The 17999-nt window shown below is 60.4% G+C and carries 17 protein-coding genes and 1 riboswitch; of the genes, 4 read left to right on the top strand and 13 right to left on the bottom strand.

What is annotated here, in order from left to right; genetic code table 11:
• Position 1: 1 nt before the first annotated feature.
• Positions 2-475 (bottom strand): hypothetical protein, encoded by a 474-nt coding sequence (locus KMP13_RS17505; protein ID WP_215267265.1) that lies wholly within the window; start codon positions 473-475, stop codon positions 2-4.
• Entirely contained in the window at positions 475-2499 is a 2025-nt protein-coding gene (locus tag KMP13_RS17500) for a TonB-dependent receptor domain-containing protein (protein WP_353055729.1), read from the bottom strand. The genes KMP13_RS17505 and KMP13_RS17500 overlap by 1 nt, the downstream gene beginning before the upstream one ends.
• A 181-nt stretch (positions 2500-2680) precedes the next feature.
• Here KMP13_RS17500 and KMP13_RS17495 point away from each other — a divergent pair, with 181 nt between their 5' ends.
• The 4 genes from KMP13_RS17495 to KMP13_RS17480 are packed head-to-tail and all read left to right on the top strand — an operon-like array spanning position 2681 to position 6429.
• Positions 2681-3733: a hemin-degrading factor gene (locus KMP13_RS17495; RefSeq protein ID WP_215267264.1), complete on the top strand. Its 1053-nt coding sequence runs from the start codon at positions 2681-2683 to the stop codon at positions 3731-3733.
• A 2-nt stretch (positions 3734-3735) separates the two neighbouring features.
• Positions 3736-4575, top strand: a complete 840-nt coding sequence (locus KMP13_RS17490) for a heme/hemin ABC transporter substrate-binding protein (RefSeq protein WP_215267263.1) — start codon at positions 3736-3738, stop codon at positions 4573-4575.
• Positions 4575-5645, top strand: coding sequence for a FecCD family ABC transporter permease (locus KMP13_RS17485; protein ID WP_215267262.1), 1071 nt, complete (start codon positions 4575-4577; stop codon positions 5643-5645). The genes KMP13_RS17490 and KMP13_RS17485 overlap by 1 nt, the downstream gene beginning before the upstream one ends.
• 1 nt (position 5646) lies before the next feature.
• A complete protein-coding gene (locus KMP13_RS17480; protein ID WP_215267261.1) occupies positions 5647-6429 on the top strand; it encodes a heme ABC transporter ATP-binding protein in 783 nt (260 codons plus the stop codon).
• On the opposite strand, the gene KMP13_RS17475 is transcribed toward KMP13_RS17480, so the two are convergent.
• From KMP13_RS17475 to KMP13_RS17425, 11 genes are all read right to left on the bottom strand, one after another.
• On the bottom strand, positions 6430-6762 hold the full coding sequence (locus KMP13_RS17475) for a DUF2218 domain-containing protein (protein WP_215267260.1): 333 nt from the start codon (positions 6760-6762) through the stop codon (positions 6430-6432).
• A 105-nt stretch (positions 6763-6867) separates the two neighbouring features.
• On the bottom strand, positions 6868-7734 hold the full coding sequence (gene speB / locus KMP13_RS17470; protein ID WP_215267259.1) for an agmatinase: 867 nt from the start codon (positions 7732-7734) through the stop codon (positions 6868-6870).
• Positions 7731-8903: a carboxynorspermidine decarboxylase gene (locus KMP13_RS17465; RefSeq protein WP_215267258.1), complete on the bottom strand. Its 1173-nt coding sequence runs from the start codon at positions 8901-8903 to the stop codon at positions 7731-7733. Before KMP13_RS17465 ends, speB begins: the two co-directional genes overlap by 4 nt.
• 143 nt (positions 8904-9046) lie before the next feature.
• Positions 9047-10258 (bottom strand): saccharopine dehydrogenase family protein, encoded by a 1212-nt coding sequence (locus tag KMP13_RS17460; RefSeq protein ID WP_215267257.1) that lies wholly within the window; start codon positions 10256-10258, stop codon positions 9047-9049.
• Between the two features lie 73 nt (positions 10259-10331).
• Positions 10332-12245 (bottom strand): biosynthetic arginine decarboxylase, encoded by a 1914-nt coding sequence (gene speA / locus KMP13_RS17455; protein ID WP_353055728.1) that lies wholly within the window; start codon positions 12243-12245, stop codon positions 10332-10334.
• A 232-nt stretch (positions 12246-12477) separates the two neighbouring features.
• Entirely contained in the window at positions 12478-13488 is a 1011-nt protein-coding gene (locus KMP13_RS17450; protein ID WP_251363929.1) for a FecCD family ABC transporter permease, read from the bottom strand.
• Between the two features lie 67 nt (positions 13489-13555).
• Positions 13556-14500, bottom strand: coding sequence for an ABC transporter substrate-binding protein (locus tag KMP13_RS17445; protein WP_215267255.1), 945 nt, complete (start codon positions 14498-14500; stop codon positions 13556-13558).
• Positions 14501-14509: 9 nt separating this feature from the next.
• On the bottom strand, positions 14510-15298 hold the full coding sequence (locus KMP13_RS17440) for an ABC transporter ATP-binding protein (RefSeq protein WP_215267254.1): 789 nt from the start codon (positions 15296-15298) through the stop codon (positions 14510-14512).
• Positions 15295-15699, bottom strand: a complete 405-nt coding sequence (locus tag KMP13_RS17435; RefSeq protein ID WP_215267253.1) for a DUF1636 family protein — start codon at positions 15697-15699, stop codon at positions 15295-15297. Before KMP13_RS17435 ends, KMP13_RS17440 begins: the two co-directional genes overlap by 4 nt.
• Before the next feature lie 102 nt (positions 15700-15801).
• Positions 15802-16017, bottom strand: a riboswitch (cobalamin riboswitch).
• 47 nt (positions 16018-16064) lie between these two features.
• Complete coding sequence (locus tag KMP13_RS17430; protein ID WP_215267297.1) at positions 16065-16700, bottom strand: DUF1826 domain-containing protein; 636 nt, start codon at positions 16698-16700, stop codon at positions 16065-16067.
• Positions 16701-16702: 2 nt separating this feature from the next.
• On the bottom strand, positions 16703-17917 hold the full coding sequence (locus KMP13_RS17425) for a GTP-binding protein (RefSeq protein WP_215267252.1): 1215 nt from the start codon (positions 17915-17917) through the stop codon (positions 16703-16705).
• Between the last annotated feature and the right edge of the window lie 82 nt (positions 17918-17999).

The raw sequence follows: 17999 nt of genomic DNA, 5'->3' as shown, positions 1-17999 counted from the left end.
CTTATCCTTCCAGTTGGATTTTGACACGGCTGGTCAGGGAGAGGGCGGCGGCGCAGCTTTGCGCTGTGTGCGCGCCGCCGGTGCAGGTGTCGGCGCCGTTGATCAACACCATGGACAGCCGATCGCATGAGATATCGGGGACCTGAAACTGGCGCACGCGGGGGCGTCCCTTGGGCAGGAGGCCAAAGTCAAACAGCGTCAGCAATGCCACCTGACCCTGGTCCGAGAACAACACCGTTTCCGCGACAAAGGACGTGATTTCGCTGGCGGTCTCATTGCGCAAAAGGAACGACAGGCGGCAGGATTCGCCAAAATTATCCGCCGCGTTGAGTTCCAGTGAAAGAGGGGCCGGGGAAGGCATGTTGAGGGTCTCGTTTTCCCCGGCCCAAGCAGAGGATGCCCCAAAGGTGAGGGGCATCACTGCTGTTGCGGTGACAACGGCGCGCAGGGCGTTCATCATCGGAATATGTCGCATCAAAACACCTTGGAGACGGCGACGGTCAGGTTGCGACCGGTGGCGGCGCGGGTGGACAGGCGCGGGGTGTATTGTTTGTCAAAGACGTTCTCGAGACTGACGCGGACTTCGGTGCCTTCAAACACGCCCTGTTGCGGCAGGAAGGTGGCGCGGATGTTGTGCACGCCGTAGCCGGGGCTGATGTCGGTTGCATCGCGGTCATAGCGTTTGGCGGCTTCCAGCTCCCAGCTGAGATCGACGCTTTTGTTGATCTTTTTGCCGAGGGTCAGGCGCAGATTGTCGGCTGGGTTTTGACGCCAGTCGGCCACGGTGCCGCCTTCGGTGGTTGATGTGCCGTCCGAGATGTGACCGTTGAAATCGACATAGATGCCGCTGGCCATGGAGTAGGATGCCTCCAGCTCGTAACCTTGGCGGTCGACGTTCACGATGGAATTGCCGGGGGTAAAGCTGCGATAGGTGGTCAGATCGCGCAGGGACTGGTCATAGTAGTTCAGCTTGAGCGCCAATGTGTCGCCGTCGTTAAAGATGCTGTCGCCCTCATACGAGACGCCGATCTCGTAGGTTGTGCCTTTTTCGGATTGGTTGATCAGGTCGGTGCTGAACAGATCGTCGATGATCGGCAGGTTTTCGGTGTAGGACGCCGAGCCAAAGACCGCGATGCCATTGGCAAAGGCGTAACGCAGGGCAAGGCCGCCCATCAACGCGTCCGCATCGAATTCTTGCCCCGCCAGACCGGTGGCCGCGTCCGGGGTGATGGTTTGGGATTCGTAGCGAACCGCAGGGGTTACGGTCCAGGCGTCGCCGATCTGAACCGCGTCCACTGCGTAGATGGCAAAGACGTCTTTTTCACCACCGGGGGCCGAGCCTGCGGTGGCGTCCTGGCGTTCCCGTTTGATCCATTCCACCCCGGTGCGCAGCGTGTGGTCCAGTAGCCCGGTGTTGAACAGTGCTTCGTTTTTCAGGCGCAGGGTGGTGGTTTGATAGCGGTTGTCCGCATCAAGCAGCGCAAGCGTGCCGGCGCTGGCGGTGCGGTCGATGGCCTGGCTGATGACCTCTTCGTCGGAATAGGTGAGTTCCGCCGTGAGGTTCAGCCAGCTTTTGTCGGCGGGGTTCCAATTGTATTGCGCGGTGGCGACATTGTTGCTGATCTCACGATCGACATTGCCAAAATCGGCGGTGCCAAAGGTGTCATAGGGCACGTCGTCGCTTTGTTGATTGGTCTCGGAATAGCTGAGGGTCAGGGACTGGTCCAATGCCTCACCAAAGGTAAAGCGCCCTTTGACCAGCCAGGAGGGATCGCCGATGTCGCCGCCATCCGGGTTGATTTCATTGCCGTCGCCATCCTCGCGCACGTCCAGTTTGCGATAGGTGTAATTGGCGAGGAATTCGGCGTTTTTGGTCGGCTGCCAGGCGACAGTTGTGGACGACACCAACCCGTTGCCATTGCTGCTGGCCTGCAGGGTCTGGCGCACGCGGGTGCCAATCTCACCCTGTGTGAGGTCGGAAGCATTGATGCTTTCGAGCCGGACAACACCGCCAAACACGCCGGAGCCAAATTCAAACGAGCCGATGGTGCCGCGCAGCACTTCGATTTCGCGGTACAAATGAGGGTCGGTGTAGAGCTGCGAGCCGATGCGATACAGCTCTTCGCTGCCTTTGGTGGCGCCGTCGACCTGGATCAGCACCTTTTGGTCGGTGCCAAAGGTGGAGTTGGCGCCAAAGCCGCGAATGTTGATGCCCGATCCGGCGGCCGTTGAGCCGTTGACCAGATTGACGCCGGGGACCGAGTCGATCAGCTCGGCAATTGTGCCGGCCTGACGGTCCTGGATTTCGGCGGCGTCGATGATGGTTGTGGGGATCGCGGTCTCGGTTGCGACTTCGCGTTTGCTTTCGCCCAGGACCAATTCGCCCAAATAGGCGCTGTCATCAAATGCGATGGCGTTGTCTTGCGCTTGGGCAGTGTGAGCGGAGACCAAAGCGGTCGAAGCGACCAAGGCCGCGCGGCGGGTGAGTGTCTTGAGCACAGGAGGCTCCTTTATTCCGAATCCTGTGCTTGCGGCGTGCTGGCCTGGATGTTTTTGAGTGTTATGGGTTGCAGCGATTAATAAAGCTGATTAATATTGTCAACAAATATTACAACCTGTTAACTTCAGCCACGCGAACTCTCCACGGCAGCCAGAAGTTCCCAAAGAAAAAGGGCACTCAATGGCTGCTTTGCTGACTTTATCCCCCGAAGAGATTCGGGCCCGCCGCGCGGATACTCCCAAAACCCGCGACCGTGATTTCGCCGCCACCCTAGGGATTTCCGAGGCGCAGCTGGTGGCTGCCCATGTGGGTCACGGTGTGACGCCGGTTCTGGCCGATCTGGATGCAACCATGTCCATTGCGATGGATCTGGGAGAGGTCATGGCGCTGACGCGCAACGAATCCTGTGTGCATGAGAAGGTCGGCGTCTACGGCAACTATCGTAATGGGCCGCATGCGGGGATGATCTTTAACGGCGATATTGATCTGCGGATGTTCCCGAAACACTGGCAGCATGCCTTTATGGTGGAGCGCGCGGTTGAGGGCGGGTTGCGCCGTTCGTTACAGATCTTTGATGCGGCGGGCGACGCGGTGCACAAGATTTTCCTGCGCGATGAGGCCTATGTGGATGCCTGGGAGCAGGCCAAGCGTCGCAATGCGTTGCCGGATCCGGTGGACCATCTGGAGGTTACGCCGCGCACACCCACCCCCGCCCCCAAGGGCGATCCCGCCAAGGCTGAGATTATACGCGAAGAATGGACCAATTTGACCGACACCCATCAATTCATGGGGCTGATGTCACGTCTGAAAATGAACCGGTTGGGGGCCTATCACATTGCGGGCGAACCCTTTGTGCAGCAGCTAGACGTGGGTGCGGTGGCGCAGATGTTTGCCGCGACCCAGGCGCAGGGTCTCGCGATTATGGTGTTTGTTGGCAATATGGGCTGCATCCAGATCCATTCCGGGCCGATCCATACGTTAAAACCCATGGGGCCGTGGCTGAATGTTCTGGATCCCGGTTTCAACCTGCATCTGCGGATGGATCACATCGCCGAGGTCTGGGCGGTGGACAAACCCACCCGTGACGGGCCGGCCATTTCGGTTGAGGCGTTTGACGCTGACGGCGGCGTGATCTTCCAGGCCTTTGGCGTGGGACGCGGTGAAATGGCGTGCAGGCCGCAGTGGAACGATCTGGTGGCCACCTTGCCACGCCACGCATTGGTGGAGGCGTGATCATGGGGTTTCGAACAGTTCTATCCGCAGCTTTGCTGGCCGGTTTTGGTCAGATGACACTGGCGGGCGATGTGGTGTCGGTTGGCGGCGCGGTGACCGAGATTATCTATGCCTTGGGTGAAGAAGACCGCCTGTTGGCGCGGGACACGACGTCGAGATTTCCGGCGGCGGCCGAGGGTTTGCCCGATGTGGGCTATATCCGGGCGCTGTCAGCCGAAGGCGTGTTGTCGATTGGGCCCAAACTGATTGTCGCCGCCGAAGGGGCAGGCCCTGCAGAGGCGGTTGATCTGCTCAAAGCGGCCTCGGTCGCTTATGTGGAAATTCCCGAAGACTATACTGTCGACGGGGTTGGTGCGAAAATCCTGGCCGTGGGCGCGGCCCTTGGGGTTGAGGACAAGGCTGAGGCGCTGGCGGCGGATGTTTTGGCACAGTTGAACACTGTCGCGGCCGAGGTCGCGGCGCAGACCACAGACCCCAAACGGGTGATGTTTGTGTTGTCCACCCAAGGCGGGCGGATCATGGCGGGCGGTCAGGGGACCTCGGCCGATGCGATCATTGCCATGGCCGGTGGTAAGAATGTGATGCAGAGCTTCAAGGGCTATAAAGCGGTCACCAATGAGGCGGTGGCAGCCGCCGCGCCGGACGTGATTGTGATGATGGATCGCGGTGGAGATCACGGCGGGTCCAACGCAGAATTGTGGTCGATGCCGGCGTTGACTGAGACACCCGCCGCCGCCGCCGATGCGGTGGTGCGGATGGATGGGCAACTGTTGCTGGGCTTTGGTCCACGGGTTGCGGATGCGGTCTTGCGTCTGCATCAAGCCCTGGCCGAGGCGGGTTGATGGTTGCGATTGACGAACAGCGGGGCACGCAGGTTTCCGACCGCCGGGCCTTGGCGCGCAAAGGGCATGTGATTCTGGCCGTGGTGATGGGCGTGGTTGCGGTGACCAGCCTGGCGGCGGGGCCATCGGGCACCTCATTGTGGTCGGCGCTGTGGAGCCTGGCGCAGGGGCAGCCGCTGGACCGAGTTGAGGCGCTCATTCTGAGCGATATTCGCGCGCCGCGCACAGTGATGGGTCTGTTGGTGGGGGCTGCATTGGGGATCTCGGGCGCGGTGATGCAGGGGTTGTTTCGCAACCCTTTGGCGGATCCGGGTATTCTGGGCGTCAGCGCCGGAGCAGGGCTGGGCGCATTGGTGGCTATTGTGCTGGGCGGGGTTCTGCCCTGGGGCATTGGTGCGTTTTTGGGACGTGCCATGTTGCCGGTCTTTGCCTTTGTTGGGGCCTGGGTTGCGATGATGGTGCTGTTCAAAGTCGCCACCCGGTCTGGGCGCACATCGGTGGCCACAATGTTGTTGGCGGGCATTGTCATGGGCGCGTTGATGGGCGCGGTGGCGGGGGTTCTGGTCTATATGGCGGATGATCTGCAACTGCGCGAGCTGACCTTTTGGGGGATGGGATCCCTTGCGGGCGCGAGCTGGGTCAAACTGATGATCGCGGGGCCGGTGATCGTCCTGGCGTGCCTGTTTAGCCTGACCTTGGCGCGGGGCCTGAATGGTTTGGCATTGGGAGAGGCGGCGGCCCACCACATGGGCATCGACGTGCAGCGGGTCAAGATGGGGGCGATCCTGTCGGTCTCAGCCTCGGTCGGGGCGGCGGTGGCGATTTCCGGTGGCATTGGCTTTATCGGCATTGTGGTGCCGCATCTGCTGCGTCTGTTGTGGGGGCCGGATCATCGCGGTCTGTTGCTGAATGCCGCGCTGTTGGGCGCGACCCTGTTGGTGGCTGCGGACATTGTGGCGCGGCTGGTGGTGGCGCCGGCGGATCTGCCGATTGGCATTGTGACTGCCGTTCTGGGCGCGCCGGCCTTTCTGTGGATTTTGTTGCGCAATCAATCGGTGGTGGATCTGTAACATGTTGAACGTTGAAAACATCGGCGTCGCCATCCGACGCAAGCCGATCCTGACGGATGTTTCGTTTTTGCTGAAACCCGGAACCGTTGCGGCCATCGTGGGTCCCAACGGATCGGGCAAATCCACGCTGATGAAGGCGGTCACCGGTGAACATGCCTATTCCGGGGCCGTCACCCTGAACGGGCTGGACGTGGCAAGCGCGAAACCCTGGGCGCTGGCCGAGCTGCGCGCGGTGCTGCCGCAATCCGTGCCGCTTTCGTTTCCGTTTCAGGTGATCGAAGTGGTGCGCATGGGCCTGGTCCAAAGTCACGACGGGCAGGGCAATGACGCACCTGCCTTAGCCGCATTGGAGCGGGTCGGGCTTGGGGGCTATGCCAATCGGTTCTATCAAGAGCTGTCCGGCGGCGAACAACAACGTTGCCAATTGGCGCGGGTGCTGTGTCAGGCTGGCTGGCAGGCGGGGGCGAATATGTCCGGGCGCTGGTTGTTTCTGGATGAACCCGTCGCCAGTCTGGACATTGCCCATCAGCTGCAAGTGATGCAGATCGCCCGCGATTTTGCCGATCACGGCGGTGGGGTTTTGGTGGTGATGCACGACCTAAACCTGAGCGCCATGTTCGGCGACCGCATTCTGGTGATGCAGGGCGGGCGTCTGGTGGCGGATGGTCCGGTGCAAGAGACCCTGGGCGACGATCTCTTAACCTCGGTCTATGGCTGTCGGGTGCGCGCCAATCAGGCCCCGGTGCCGGGGGCCTGGTTTATGCTGCCCCATGCGGCGGGGTGATCAGGACGCGGGAGTTTGCCAGGTCAGCGTGGTGAAGTCTTCGCGAAAGGCAAAGCGTTCCAGATGTTTGTCGATGACAAAGCGCATCTTGGTCAGTGTCGCCGTATCCGTGGCGGCGACCTGAGCCGTGAACATGTCGGCAGAGGTTGTCAGATGCGCGGTGCCAAAATCAAAGCGGATCGCGGCGGTTGGCGCGTCGGGGGTGCTGTCGTCTTGGGTGACTTCGGTCTTGTGGGCGAAGTGTTTGCACAATTGCCGCAGGTATTTCGCCGCATGGGGCGTGGCAAAGGTGCCGGTGTCGGACAGGCTGGAAGGGTTGGACAGGGTTGACATGGAGAAACCTTATTTTTTCACTCAGGTTTCTCCAATCTAGCGACGCGCCCCGGTGGAACAAGGCGGCGTCCTGTGCTCAGCCGCACAGCATCTGTGGATCGCGGTCTACGTCGCGCGCGCCATCGCCATCGCCATCAGCGCATAGGTGATCTGGGCCGTGGTGAAATCTGACACAGTGCTGGTGGGGGTTGGCGCAAGCTCCACCACATCGCAGCCCACCAACCGCCGCCCGGCTAGGGCGTGTGCCACCAGATCCAGCGCCTGGTAATAGCCAAGGCCGCCGGGGACGGGGGTGCCGGTGTCGGGCAAGATCGCGGGGTCCAGCCCGTCAACATCAAAGCTGACGTAGATATCGTCAGGGAAGTCTGCGGGCAGATCGACTGCATTCAAGCCCTTAGTGACGAGTTCGCGCGCATCCACCGCAAAGACGTCGCAGGCGGCGCGGCGGTCGACCTCTTCCTGGGACATGGCGCGCACACCAAACTGGGCGATGCGGATGCCGTCTTCTTCGGCCAGCAATTGCATGACCGAGGCGTGGGAATGGCGTTCTCCCTGATAGGACTTGCGCAGGTCGGCGTGGGCGTCGATCTGAACGATACCCACGGGACGGCCCAAAGCGCGGGCGACGCCGCGCACGGCCCCATAAGACAGCGCATGTTCACCGCCCAGAGTGACCGGGATTGCACCCGCGGTGACGGCGGCTTCGGTGCGGGTGGCGATACGTTCCATCACCTCGGGCAAGGGGCCGTTGCAATCGACGGGCTCCTCGGATGCGATGCCTTGGGCGCAGGGTTCGCCGCCCTCCCACAGGCGTTCGAGTTCAACGCTGGCCTCCAGAATGGCCTCCGGTCCGCCCTTGGTGCCTGCGCCATAGGAGACGGTGCGCTCCAATGGCACCGGGATCACGCGGAACCGGGCGGTTGCAGCGTCGCGTTCTTGTGGGGACAGCTCCCCTTGGAGGAAATAGGTCATGACAGGCGGTCCAGAAAATCACTGTATTTGGCTTTGCGCAGCAGGGTCAGCGCGTCGGTGTCAGAGTTCCACAGCGCGATTGCGGGCAGCGGTACGCCGTTGAATGTATTGGTTTTAACCATCGAGTAATGGGACTGGTCAAGGAATGCGAAACGATCCCCCGGCTGGGGTGGTGTCGCAAAGGCGTAATCGCCGATCACGTCGCCCGCCAAACAGGACGGCCCACCAAGACGGTGTTTGTGATCGCTGTCGATCTCTCCCAACAGATCCGGGCGATAGGGGGCCTCTAACACGTCGGGCATGTGGCAGGTGGCTGAGATATCGGTGATTGCCAGCGGCATGTGGTTTTCGGCCACATCGAGGATTTCGCCCACCAGAATGCCGGAATGCAGGGCGCAGGCCTCGCCGGGTTCAATAAAGACCTCAACCCCGTGGCGGCTGCGGATGTCGCGGATCATCTCAACCAGACCGTCGCGGTTGTAATCCGGTTGAGTGATATGGTGGCCGCCGCCGAGGTTGATCCATTTGAGGTGGGGCAGCAGGTCCGCGATCTTGGGCTCCAACACCGCCCAAGTGCGCTGCAGCGGTTCAAACCCCTGTTCGCAGAGGGTGTGCATATGGAGGCCTTCGACGCCATCCCAGTCCGCCGTCGTGATCTGTGAAATCGGGGTTCCCAGGCGCGAGCAGGGCGCGGTGGGGTCGTATTTCTCGTTCCAGCCCTCAGAATGTTCCGGGTTGATGCGCAGGCCGATGCTGATCTGTTCACCCTTGGCGCGGGCCTCGTTGATCAGCGGCGTAAAGCGTCGGTGCTGGTTGGGCGCGTTAAAGATCAGGTGGTCCGACAGCTCGATGATCTCGGGCAGATCCGCAGCTTTGAATCCGGCGGAATAGGTTGTGACCTCACCGCCGAATTTTTCCCGCGCCAGCCGGGCCTCATAGATACCGGACGCACACGTCCCGGCGAGGTATTGGCGCACCAATGGGGCCAGCGCGAACATCGAGAACGCTTTGAGCGCCAGCAGGACATTGGCGCCCGAGCGGTCAGCGACGTCACGCAGGATGCGCAGATTGCGTTCCACCGCGACCTCATCCACCACGAAACAGGGCGACGGCACCCGGGTTAGGTCAAATGTGGCGAAGCTTTTGGTGGAGAGCGCTTTTATGTCCATGGGTGCAATAGATCCAAGTCCCCAGTTTATGCACGAGCGTTGAGCGGCTGCCCGGGCGGGTGCGGCACGCGCCCGCCGTGGGGCGGGCAGGCGCGTGCCAGTCGCTGGCGCGACCGGCGGTTTGTCTTGAGGTGCTGAACTGATCAGAACTCAGGATGACCGTCGAGTTCCACAACCTGCCAGGGCAGGCCGTCGGTGTTGAGCATGTCCATAAACCCATCCGGGTCCAGCTGTTCGGTGTTCCACACACCCGGTTCCAGCCAGATCCCTTTCATCACCATGGCCGCGCCGATCATGGCGGGCACGCCGGTGGTATAGGCCACCGCTTGGCTGCCGACCTCGGTGTAGCATTCTTCGTGGTCGCAGATGTTGTAGATGTAATAGGTCTTTTCATCCCCGCCGTCCTTGGCCGGACCGGTGATGATGTCGCCGATACAGGTCTTGCCCTTGGTCAGCTCGCCCAGGTCAGATGGGTCGGGCAGGACTGTTTTCAGGAACTGCAGCGGGATAATTTCGACGCCTTCGTGCATCACCGGTTCGATGCCGGTCATGCCGATGTTCTGCAACACGGTGACGTGGTTGATATAGGCATCGCCAAAGGTCATCCAAAAGCGCGCGCGCTCAATCTCGGGGAAGTGGGTCGACAGCGACTCCAGTTCCTCGTGATACATCAGATACATGTTCTTTTTGCCCACGGCGGGGAAGTCGAACTCATACTTCTGGGTCATCGCCGGGGATTCAATCCATGCGCCGTTTTCCCAGTGACGGACCGGGGCGGTCACTTCGCGGATGTTGATTTCCGGGTTGAAGTTGGTGGCAAAGGCTTTGCCGTTGTCGCCGCCGTTGCAGTCCAGAATGTCGATCAGGCGGATGCCGTCCAGTTTGTGCTTGCGCACCCAGGTCGCCATGATCGACGTCACGCCCGGATCAAAACCAGAGCCGAGGATGGCGGTCAGACCGGCCGCTTTGAAGCGCTCCTGATAGGCCCATTGCCAGCTGTATTCGAATTTGGCCTCATCCTCGGGCTCGTAATTGGCAGTGTCGAGGTAGTGAATGCCCGCTTCCAGACAGGCGTCCATCAGCACCAGATCCTGGTAAGGCAGCGCGAGGTTGACCAGAAGCTCGGCACCGGTTTCGCGGATCAGCGCAACCGTGTCGGCCACATTCATCGCATCCAGCTGAGCGGTGCGAATGGTGACGCCAGTGCGTTCCTTGACGTTTTTAGCGATGTCTTCGCATTTGGAGACCGTGCGGCTGGCCAGTGTGATCTCCTGAAAGATCTCAGCATGCATTGCCATTTTTGTCACCGCGACAGAGCCAACTCCGCCTGCGCCAACAACCAGAACCTTTTCCATTGTTGTCATCCTCTTGATGGGGCTGTGCCCCGCTGTTCCGATCTGCCCCTGGGGTGTTTTCCGAGGGGTAATTTTAGTCAAAATAGGTGCTGCCTGCCAGACTGTCCTTGTAGGCGGTGATCATCTGGCGGCGTTCGCTGGCGTTGACCCTACCCGCCTTGAGCGCGCGTTCCACCCGTTTGCGGAAAGCGTCCAGACAATCGCGGGGGTCATACTCCACATAGGACAAAACTTCGGCAATTGTATCGGCCTCGGTCTCATGCTCGATGTCAAAGCCACCGTGACCATCCAGCGAGATGGTGACCACATTGGCATCGCCAAAGAGGTTGTGCAGATCGCCCAGCGTTTCCTGATAGGCACCGACGAAAAAGACGCCGATGTGATAGGGCTCGCCCTCTTTTAGATCATGCACCGGCAGCGCGTCGGCGGCGCCATCGGCGAGGACGAATTTGTCGATCTTGCCGTCGCTGTCACAGGTAATGTCGCTGAAAATCGCCTGGCGGGTGGGTTCTTCGTTCAAGCGTTGCAGCGGAATGATCGGGTGCAGTTGGTCAATAGCCCAGACATCCGGCAGCGACTGGAACAGGGAGAAGTTGCCGTAGTAATGGTCGGTGAAAGCGGCGAGCGGTTCTGCGACCTCGTTCAGGTTGGGATCCTGACGTAGGGCGGATTTGAACAGGCCGGCCAGATAGAGGAACCCCTGTTCGGCGCGCGACAGCTGATCCAGACCGATCTGGCCGCGACGGAACAGGGCGCGCAGCTCATCGCGGTAATAGACCGCATCGTTCAACGCCTCCTGGAAACGGGGGCCAGAGATATAGTTTTCCACCGCCATCAGATCGGTCATCAGGTGGTAGTCGTCGTCTTTGATTTCGGGCTTTTGCGGCGCGTCATACAGCGTGGCGCCGAGCACCTCGAAAATGAAGATCGAGGAATGGGCAACCACAAAGCGGCCGCTTTCGGTGACAATGGTCGGGTGCGGGATCCCGGCTTCATCCAGCGCATAGCGGATGGTTTCGACGATATTGGTGCTGTATTCGGTGACGGTGTAGTTGACCGAGTTCTCCTCGGAGCGGCGTTCACCGGTGTAATCCACGCCCAGACCACCGCCCAGATCCATATGGGTCAGCGGCGCGCCCATGGCGGTCAGTTCGACAAAGAACCGGCAGGCCTCGGCTGCGGCGCGGCGCAGGTCGATGATATCGGGCACTTGGCTGCCCAGGTGGCTGTGTTGCAGCACCAGACAGTCCAGGAACCCGCTGTCGCGCAGCCTGCCCATCAGCGTCACCAGATCATGGGCGCCCAGACCAAAGGTGGAGCGATCGCCCGAGCTTTCCTGCCATTTGCCGGTCACCCGTTCCGTCAGCTTGACCCGGATGCCCAACAGTGGGCGGATGCCAAGTTCCGTGGCGACGCGGCGGATGATGTCAAATTCGTCCAGCGTTTCAATGACCAGAACCGTGTTATGACCCAGTTTCCGCGACAGGATGGCGAGACGGACAAAGGCCTCATCCTTGGAGCCGTTGCAGATCAGCAGCGCGTCTTCGGGCAGGGGCTGTGACAGGGCAATCACCAACTCGGGTTTCGAGCCCGCTTCCAGCCCGTAGTTGTACTTTTGCCCGGCGGTCATCAGATGGCTGATCACCTCGGCCTGTTGGTTGACCTTGATCGGGAAGACGCCGCGATATGCACCTTTGTATTCGGCGGTCCGGATGGCGTTGTTGAACGCATCATGCAGCTGGGTCAGCGACTGGTCCAGAAACTGCTGCACCCGCAACAATACGGGGGCCGAAATACCGCGCGTCTCAATCGCGTCCATCACCTGTGGCAATGGGGTCGGGGTGCTGTCGGGTTCCAGCGGCAGACGCAAAGCAACTGCGCCGCTGCCATCAACACAGAGCATATCATTGCCCCAATTGTTGATCCCATAGAGATCACCATGGTGCGATGGAACAGAATGAGGGTCAGGTTTGGATTGGGATGTCACAGAGAATTCCTTGCCAGATTTGGGCTAGGATGAGGCGCGATGGGTCAGACAAAACCGATTCACCGCGCACACTACCGCGCTTTGCGCAGTATTTACGCGCGGGCGCGGGCGTTGGCAAGCGTGATGAAGGGTGATTTGACAGATCCTGTCAGATCACGATCAGGGGGCGGTTGTTGTGGTAGAAGGCGCCGTATTTTCACCACGTGCTAATGCCCGATACAGGGGGGATGCCTTATGTTCTTCGGTCTTTGCCCAAGAGCCAGATAAAGAAGACGCCGCCGATTAGCCCGGTGACGATGCCGATGGGCATGTCTTCTGGTGCCATGACGGTGCGGGCCAGGATGTCGGCCCAGATCAGAAACAGCGCGCCGCAGAGCGCCGAGGCCGGAAGCACGCGGGTGTAGTCGCCGCCGACCACTAGGCGCACAATATGGGGCACCATCAGGCCCACAAAGCTGATGATCCCGGAAAAGGCCACAAGGGTCCCGGTGATCAACGCGCCCAGCACAAAGATCTGCAAGCGGAACCGTTTGACCGGGATGCCCAAAGTGGTGGCGGTCTCATCTCCTATGGTCATGGCATTCAAATCGGCGCTGCGCAGCCAGATCCAGATGGCACAGGGCACCAGAACCACCAGCGGATAGATCAGGTGGCTCCATTGTGCGAGGCCAAGCCCGCCTAGCATCCAGAACACAACCGTATGGGCGGCCTTTGGATCGCCAAGAAAAATCAACAGGTTGGCTCCGGCCATCACGATGAAGGACACCGCAACCCCGACCAGCACAAGGCGATCTGCGCTGGAGGCGGAGGTAAAGCCGATGACTGCCAGCACCACTGCCGTTGCCGCCAAAGCGCCGGCGAATGCCATCAAAGGCACGGTCAACAGGCCCAGAAACAGCCCGGTGTGCAGCAATGCAAGGATCGCGCCAAAGGCGGCTCCTGATGAGATGCCAAGGAGATGCGGATCCGCCAGCGGATTGCGGGTCACCGCCTGCAGCGCGGCCCCAACAACCGCAAGCCCGGCCCCCACCAATGCCGCCAGCAAGGCACGGGGAAAGCGGATGTCCCAGACGATGGCGGCGCGGCCTTTGGACCAAGAGGGTTCAATACTGCCGGGCAGGATATGGTCCAGCAACACGCCCCAGACCGTGGCCAGGGGAACCGGCACCGCCCCCACCGAGACCGCAAAGCTGATGGACGCCAGCAATGCCACACCGCCCGCGGCCCCCCACACAAGATGCATGGGGCGTTTGCGGGTCGCGGTGGACCTTTGGGCGCTGGCGTCCGTCATGGTGTCAAACCGCCTGCGATCAGTTCACAGGTTGCGGCCAAAAGGCCGAGGCTAGGGTTTTGATCGCTTGGATGTTGCGCGGGCCAGGTGTGGCCTCGACATATTCCAGAGTGACAAAGCGGTCGTTTTTCACCGCATCAAGGCTGGCAAAGGCCGGGTTGTTCAGCATGAAGGCGCGCTTTTCTTCTGCGGTGACCGAGCCGTAGTTCACGATCACGATGACCTCGGGGTTGCGTTCGACAACTTCTTCCCAGGTCACAGTGGCCCAGCTTTTTTCAAAATCATCCATGATGTTTTTGCCGCCGGCCGCTTCGATCAATGCGGTGGGCATCGCGTAACGCCCTGCGGTAAAGGGGCTTTCTTCGCCGCTGTCATAGACAAAGACGCGCGGGGCGGTGCCTTGGGTGTTGAGGTCGGCCGAGAACGCTGCCAGATCGGCTTTGTAGCCGTCGATCAGCGCGCTGGCTTTATCTTCGACGTCAAAGATACGGCCGAGGTTGGCGATATCATTGTACATGTCCTCCATGGATACTTTGGGTTTGTCCGCGATGTGGACGCAGCTTTCGGTCAGCTCATAGACGTTGATGCCAAAGGGTTCGAGCGTTTCTGGCGTCACTTCGCCGCCGACCTTCATGCCATAGTTCCAACCGGCAAAGTAGAAATCGGCATCCGCGCCCAAAAGGACTTCTTTGGTTGGGTATTTGGCGCTCAGCTCGGGCAGTTCTTTGACGCCTGCGCGCATCTCTTCGTCGAGGGTTTTCCAGCCAGAGATCCCGGTGTAGCCCACCATGTGATCGGCGAGCCCCAGAACCAGCATCATCTCGGTCAGGTTCACATCGTTAGAGACGGCGGCCGTGGGCACCGTGTCAAAAGTGACGGTCCGGTTGCAGCTGTCGACGGTGGTTTCAGCAAATGCCGCGCCAGAGAGGGCCACAAGGGCGCAGGAGCAAAGCAGGTGTTTCATGGTCGTGTCCTAGTCAGAGGAATGAAGAGCAAAGGTGAGATGTTGGTGATCGCGACGGGACAGCCAGTCCACTTCGGCGCGCACCCCAAAGGCGTCCGAGACGCGGTCAGACGACAGGACCTCAGTCGGGCAACCAAAGGCCATTTGGCGACCCTTGTGCAGCAGCAGAACGTCGTCACAGACGCTGGCCGCCATGTTGAGATCATGCAGCGAGGTGACAATCGTGATGTCCAGATCGTTGATTAGTTTCAGCACTTCCAACTGGTTGCGGATATCCAGGTGGTTGGTGGGCTCGTCCAACACCAGGATTTGCGGCTCCTGCGCGATGGCGCGGGCCACCATGACGCGCTGACGTTCGCCCCCCGATAGGGTGCCGAATTCGCGGTCGGCAAAGTTCAACAGTTCCATGCGGCGCAAGCTTGCCTCGATCACAGTGACGCAATTGGTGCTGAGGGCCGAGAATCCCTGTTTGTGGGGTATCCGTCCTAGGGCCACGATATCGCGCACTGTGAGGGCAAAATCGGTGGGCTGTTCCTGCAGGACGGCGGCGATTTTACGGGCGCATCTGCGCGGCGACATCGACCAGATGTCATCGCCGCCAACCTGAACCGACCCAGACAGCGGGCGGGCGTGGCGGTAGATCATCCGCAGCAGGGTGGTTTTGCCCGCGCCATTGGCACCAACGACCCCCATGACGCGCCCCGCCTTGAGGTGAAAGGAGGTTGGATGGAGGATCAGAGGCTGCGTGCGCCCCTTGCCCCAGCTGACGGAGGTGACGGTGAGATCAGCAGCGCTCATTCGGCGGCCTCCACAGATGGGGCTTCTGCAAACAGCGTGGCGGGAATGCGGGCAAGCGTGGTCTTGCGCAGCTTACCAGGCCGGTCCACCGAGGAGCACCAACCATCGTGCAGCGCCGCGTACTGTTCGGCAAAACGCGCAAGATCGGTAATGTCATCGGGGGCTTGTTTGTCGCCAAACAGGTAGCTGGCTTTGCCCTGGCCATGAAAGCCAACCGTGCAGGGGTGATTACATCCGGCCATACAGGCGACACCCATGACCTGAAACTCTGCGGCGATGCACGTATCGGCGTTCAGCGCATCGCGCAGGGCATGAATCATCCGGTAGCCGGGGTTCTGGCCCGTCTGCTTGTCCTTGCAGCTGGTGCATACAGCAATTCTGCACGTCTTTCGTTCGACCATTCCGCCCTCCGCAGAAGGGCAAGGATCCTGGGCGAAATGTCACCGCACACCATGGATCAAGCCAAGGCGTAGCTGTGATTCGCCCGGACTCCTCGCCCGGGTTAAAAGTGTATATGGATGGCAGGTCTCCTGACTTACGGCGTCGTCAGCGTGGTCCCTTCCCGACCCAAACAGGGCCAGTGGTTTTGACAACGCATATGCCGTTCACAGTTGCGGGGGCAGTCACGGGTTTGGTGCCTTATGGCTACGCCTCACCGTGTTCCCTTTTCATCCCGTATAACCTTTGGCGTTCCGGGAACCATCGCCCTCAGACCTGCCTATTCATGAACGCTCTGTCAAGCTGGGAACCGAGACAGAGGTGAAATTCAGACCTCTTCCTCCATGTCATAGATCGGGTCCAACACCAGAACGAGCCGTGTCTCACCGGTGCCTTCGATTGGCGGTGAGCGATGGCGCAACCGGGGTGGGGCGTCGCCTGCCCATTTGGTGCCGCGCAACACGGCGGGGCAGGCCAAGGGGGCTGACAGGATCATGTCCGGGTCATGCCCTTGATCCGCCTCACCAAATTGGGTGGCTTGACCGCGATAGGTACAGACAAGCCGCGCGGTCACCGCATCGATGTGAAATTTGCGACAGGCATTGGTGGTGACAACATCCAGACGCAGATAGGGCGCCGCCATCATCTCGGCAAATTGCGCAGAGAGCGCGGCGATGTCATCTGTTAATGTGGTGCGCTGTGGTCCTTCGGGCGTGCCGCAGGTATCGCAAATCTGGTCAACCGCCTCTGCCACCCGGTTGGGCAACAGAATCGCCCGTGCCCGCGGCAGTTGATCGGGAGAGAGCGCGCCGAGCCAATCGGTCACATTCGCCCCAAGCTGGCGTTGCCAGATGACGGCCGCACAACCCGGATCCCGGATCGCGGACAAGCCAGGCCTGCCCTCGACAACGGCCACGCTTTTCAAGCCGGGCGCGGTGGCAAAATCAGAGATTTGAGTGGCCATAGTCACGAACGCTGGCCCCAACGCGGGAAGGGGTCGGGCAGGTCTGTCCAGGCTTCGGGGGTGAATTCCTCAACGTCCAAAAGTGCTGCATTCAGGCGGGCGCAGATCGTCTCACGCTCAAGTCCGACACCGATAAAGACCAGCTCTTGGCGGCGATCTCCCCAGGGTTCCGCCCAATTTTTGGCGATTTCGGCCTGGGCTTCTGGATGGGTTGGCAGGCGATCTTCGGGAACCGACGCCCACCAGAACCCCAAAGCTTTGACCGAGGACAGCGCCCCGGCGAGGTTGAATTCGGCGGCCCATTGTGGCTGGGTTGCCAGCCAGAAATGGCCCTTGGCGCGGATCACACCGGGCAGGGTTCCGTTCAGAACCTTGTGCAGTTTCTGCGGATCAAAAGGCGCGCGGGCATGGTAGACAAAGGAGGAAATACCGTATTCCTCGTCCTCCGGCGTGTGGTTGGCAAAGCCATAGAGCTCCTTGGCCCACATGGGGTGTTCATGGGCGGTTTCAAAGTCAAACAGGCCGGTGTCCAAAATCGTATCCGCCGAGACATCCGAATGGTTCGTCTCAACAATTTTGGCATCTGCGTTGAGCGCACGAATGATCTTGCGCGCGGTATCAGTGCGTTCACGGCCCGCATCGTCGACCTTGTTCAAGATCACCACGTCGGCAAATTCGATCTGTTCTGTGAGCAGGCTGACGAGGCTGCGATCATCCTCTTCGCCAAGGGATTCGCCGCGATCTGTCAGGAAATCATGGCTGGAGAAATCCTCCAGCAGATTGACCGCATCGACAACCGTGACCATCGTATCCAGACGCGCCACATCCGACAGGCTGTCGCCGTCTTCATCGCGAAAATCAAAGGTCGCCGCCACGGGCAGCGGTTCAGAGATGCCGGTGGATTCGATCAGCAGATAGTCAAACCGCCCCTCTTCGGACAGTTTACGCACCTCTTTCAGCAGATCATCGCGCAGGGTGCAGCAGATGCAACCGTTTGACATCTCTACCAAAGTCTCTTCGAAACGGGACAATTCCGTGCCGTCGCGCACCAGATCGGCGTCAATGTTCACTTCGGACATGTCATTGACAATCACCGCCACACGGCGGCCTTCGCGATTGTTGAGCACACGGTTCAAAAGCGTGGTTTTGCCCGCGCCCAAAAAGCCGGAAAGGACAGTCACGGGAAGGCGGGTATCTGTGGGGTCGAAGTCTTTCATGGCGATGGCTCGTCTATAAACAATGGCAATGGATGCAGCGGTACGCTGCGGCTTTGGCGTGGATCTGTGGTGACCTGTGGGG

The sequence above is a fragment of the Epibacterium ulvae genome (assembly GCF_018678075.1).
Taxonomy (GTDB): Bacteria; Pseudomonadota; Alphaproteobacteria; order Rhodobacterales; family Rhodobacteraceae; genus Epibacterium; species Epibacterium ulvae_A.
The sequence above is the reverse complement of the archived record's forward strand: the minus strand, read 5'-3'. Positions and strand labels throughout refer to the sequence as shown.

What these genes read in the sequence shown, in the direction of transcription:
- KMP13_RS17505 (WP_215267265.1), bottom strand. Translation starts at nt 475, where the DNA reads ATGCGACATATTCCGATGATGAACGCCCTGCGCGCCGTTGTCACCGCA.
- KMP13_RS17495 (WP_215267264.1), top strand. Translation starts at nt 2,681, where the DNA reads ATGGCTGCTTTGCTGACTTTATCCCCCGAAGAGATTCGGGCCCGCCGC.
- KMP13_RS17490 (WP_215267263.1), top strand. Translation starts at nt 3,736, where the DNA reads ATGGGGTTTCGAACAGTTCTATCCGCAGCTTTGCTGGCCGGTTTTGGT.
- KMP13_RS17485 (WP_215267262.1), top strand. Translation starts at nt 4,575, where the DNA reads ATGGTTGCGATTGACGAACAGCGGGGCACGCAGGTTTCCGACCGCCGG.
- KMP13_RS17480 (WP_215267261.1), top strand. Translation starts at nt 5,647, where the DNA reads ATGTTGAACGTTGAAAACATCGGCGTCGCCATCCGACGCAAGCCGATC.
- KMP13_RS17475 (WP_215267260.1), bottom strand. Translation starts at nt 6,762, where the DNA reads ATGTCAACCCTGTCCAACCCTTCCAGCCTGTCCGACACCGGCACCTTT.
- speB (WP_215267259.1), bottom strand. Translation starts at nt 7,734, where the DNA reads ATGACCTATTTCCTCCAAGGGGAGCTGTCCCCACAAGAACGCGACGCT.
- KMP13_RS17465 (WP_215267258.1), bottom strand. Translation starts at nt 8,903, where the DNA reads ATGGACATAAAAGCGCTCTCCACCAAAAGCTTCGCCACATTTGACCTA.
- KMP13_RS17460 (WP_215267257.1), bottom strand. Translation starts at nt 10,258, where the DNA reads ATGGAAAAGGTTCTGGTTGTTGGCGCAGGCGGAGTTGGCTCTGTCGCG.
- KMP13_RS17450 (WP_251363929.1), bottom strand. Translation starts at nt 13,488, where the DNA reads ATGCATCTTGTGTGGGGGGCCGCGGGCGGTGTGGCATTGCTGGCGTCC.
- KMP13_RS17445 (WP_215267255.1), bottom strand. Translation starts at nt 14,500, where the DNA reads ATGAAACACCTGCTTTGCTCCTGCGCCCTTGTGGCCCTCTCTGGCGCG.
- KMP13_RS17440 (WP_215267254.1), bottom strand. Translation starts at nt 15,298, where the DNA reads ATGAGCGCTGCTGATCTCACCGTCACCTCCGTCAGCTGGGGCAAGGGG.
- KMP13_RS17435 (WP_215267253.1), bottom strand. Translation starts at nt 15,699, where the DNA reads ATGGTCGAACGAAAGACGTGCAGAATTGCTGTATGCACCAGCTGCAAG.
- KMP13_RS17430 (WP_215267297.1), bottom strand. Translation starts at nt 16,700, where the DNA reads ATGGCCACTCAAATCTCTGATTTTGCCACCGCGCCCGGCTTGAAAAGC.
- KMP13_RS17425 (WP_215267252.1), bottom strand. Translation starts at nt 17,917, where the DNA reads ATGAAAGACTTCGACCCCACAGATACCCGCCTTCCCGTGACTGTCCTT.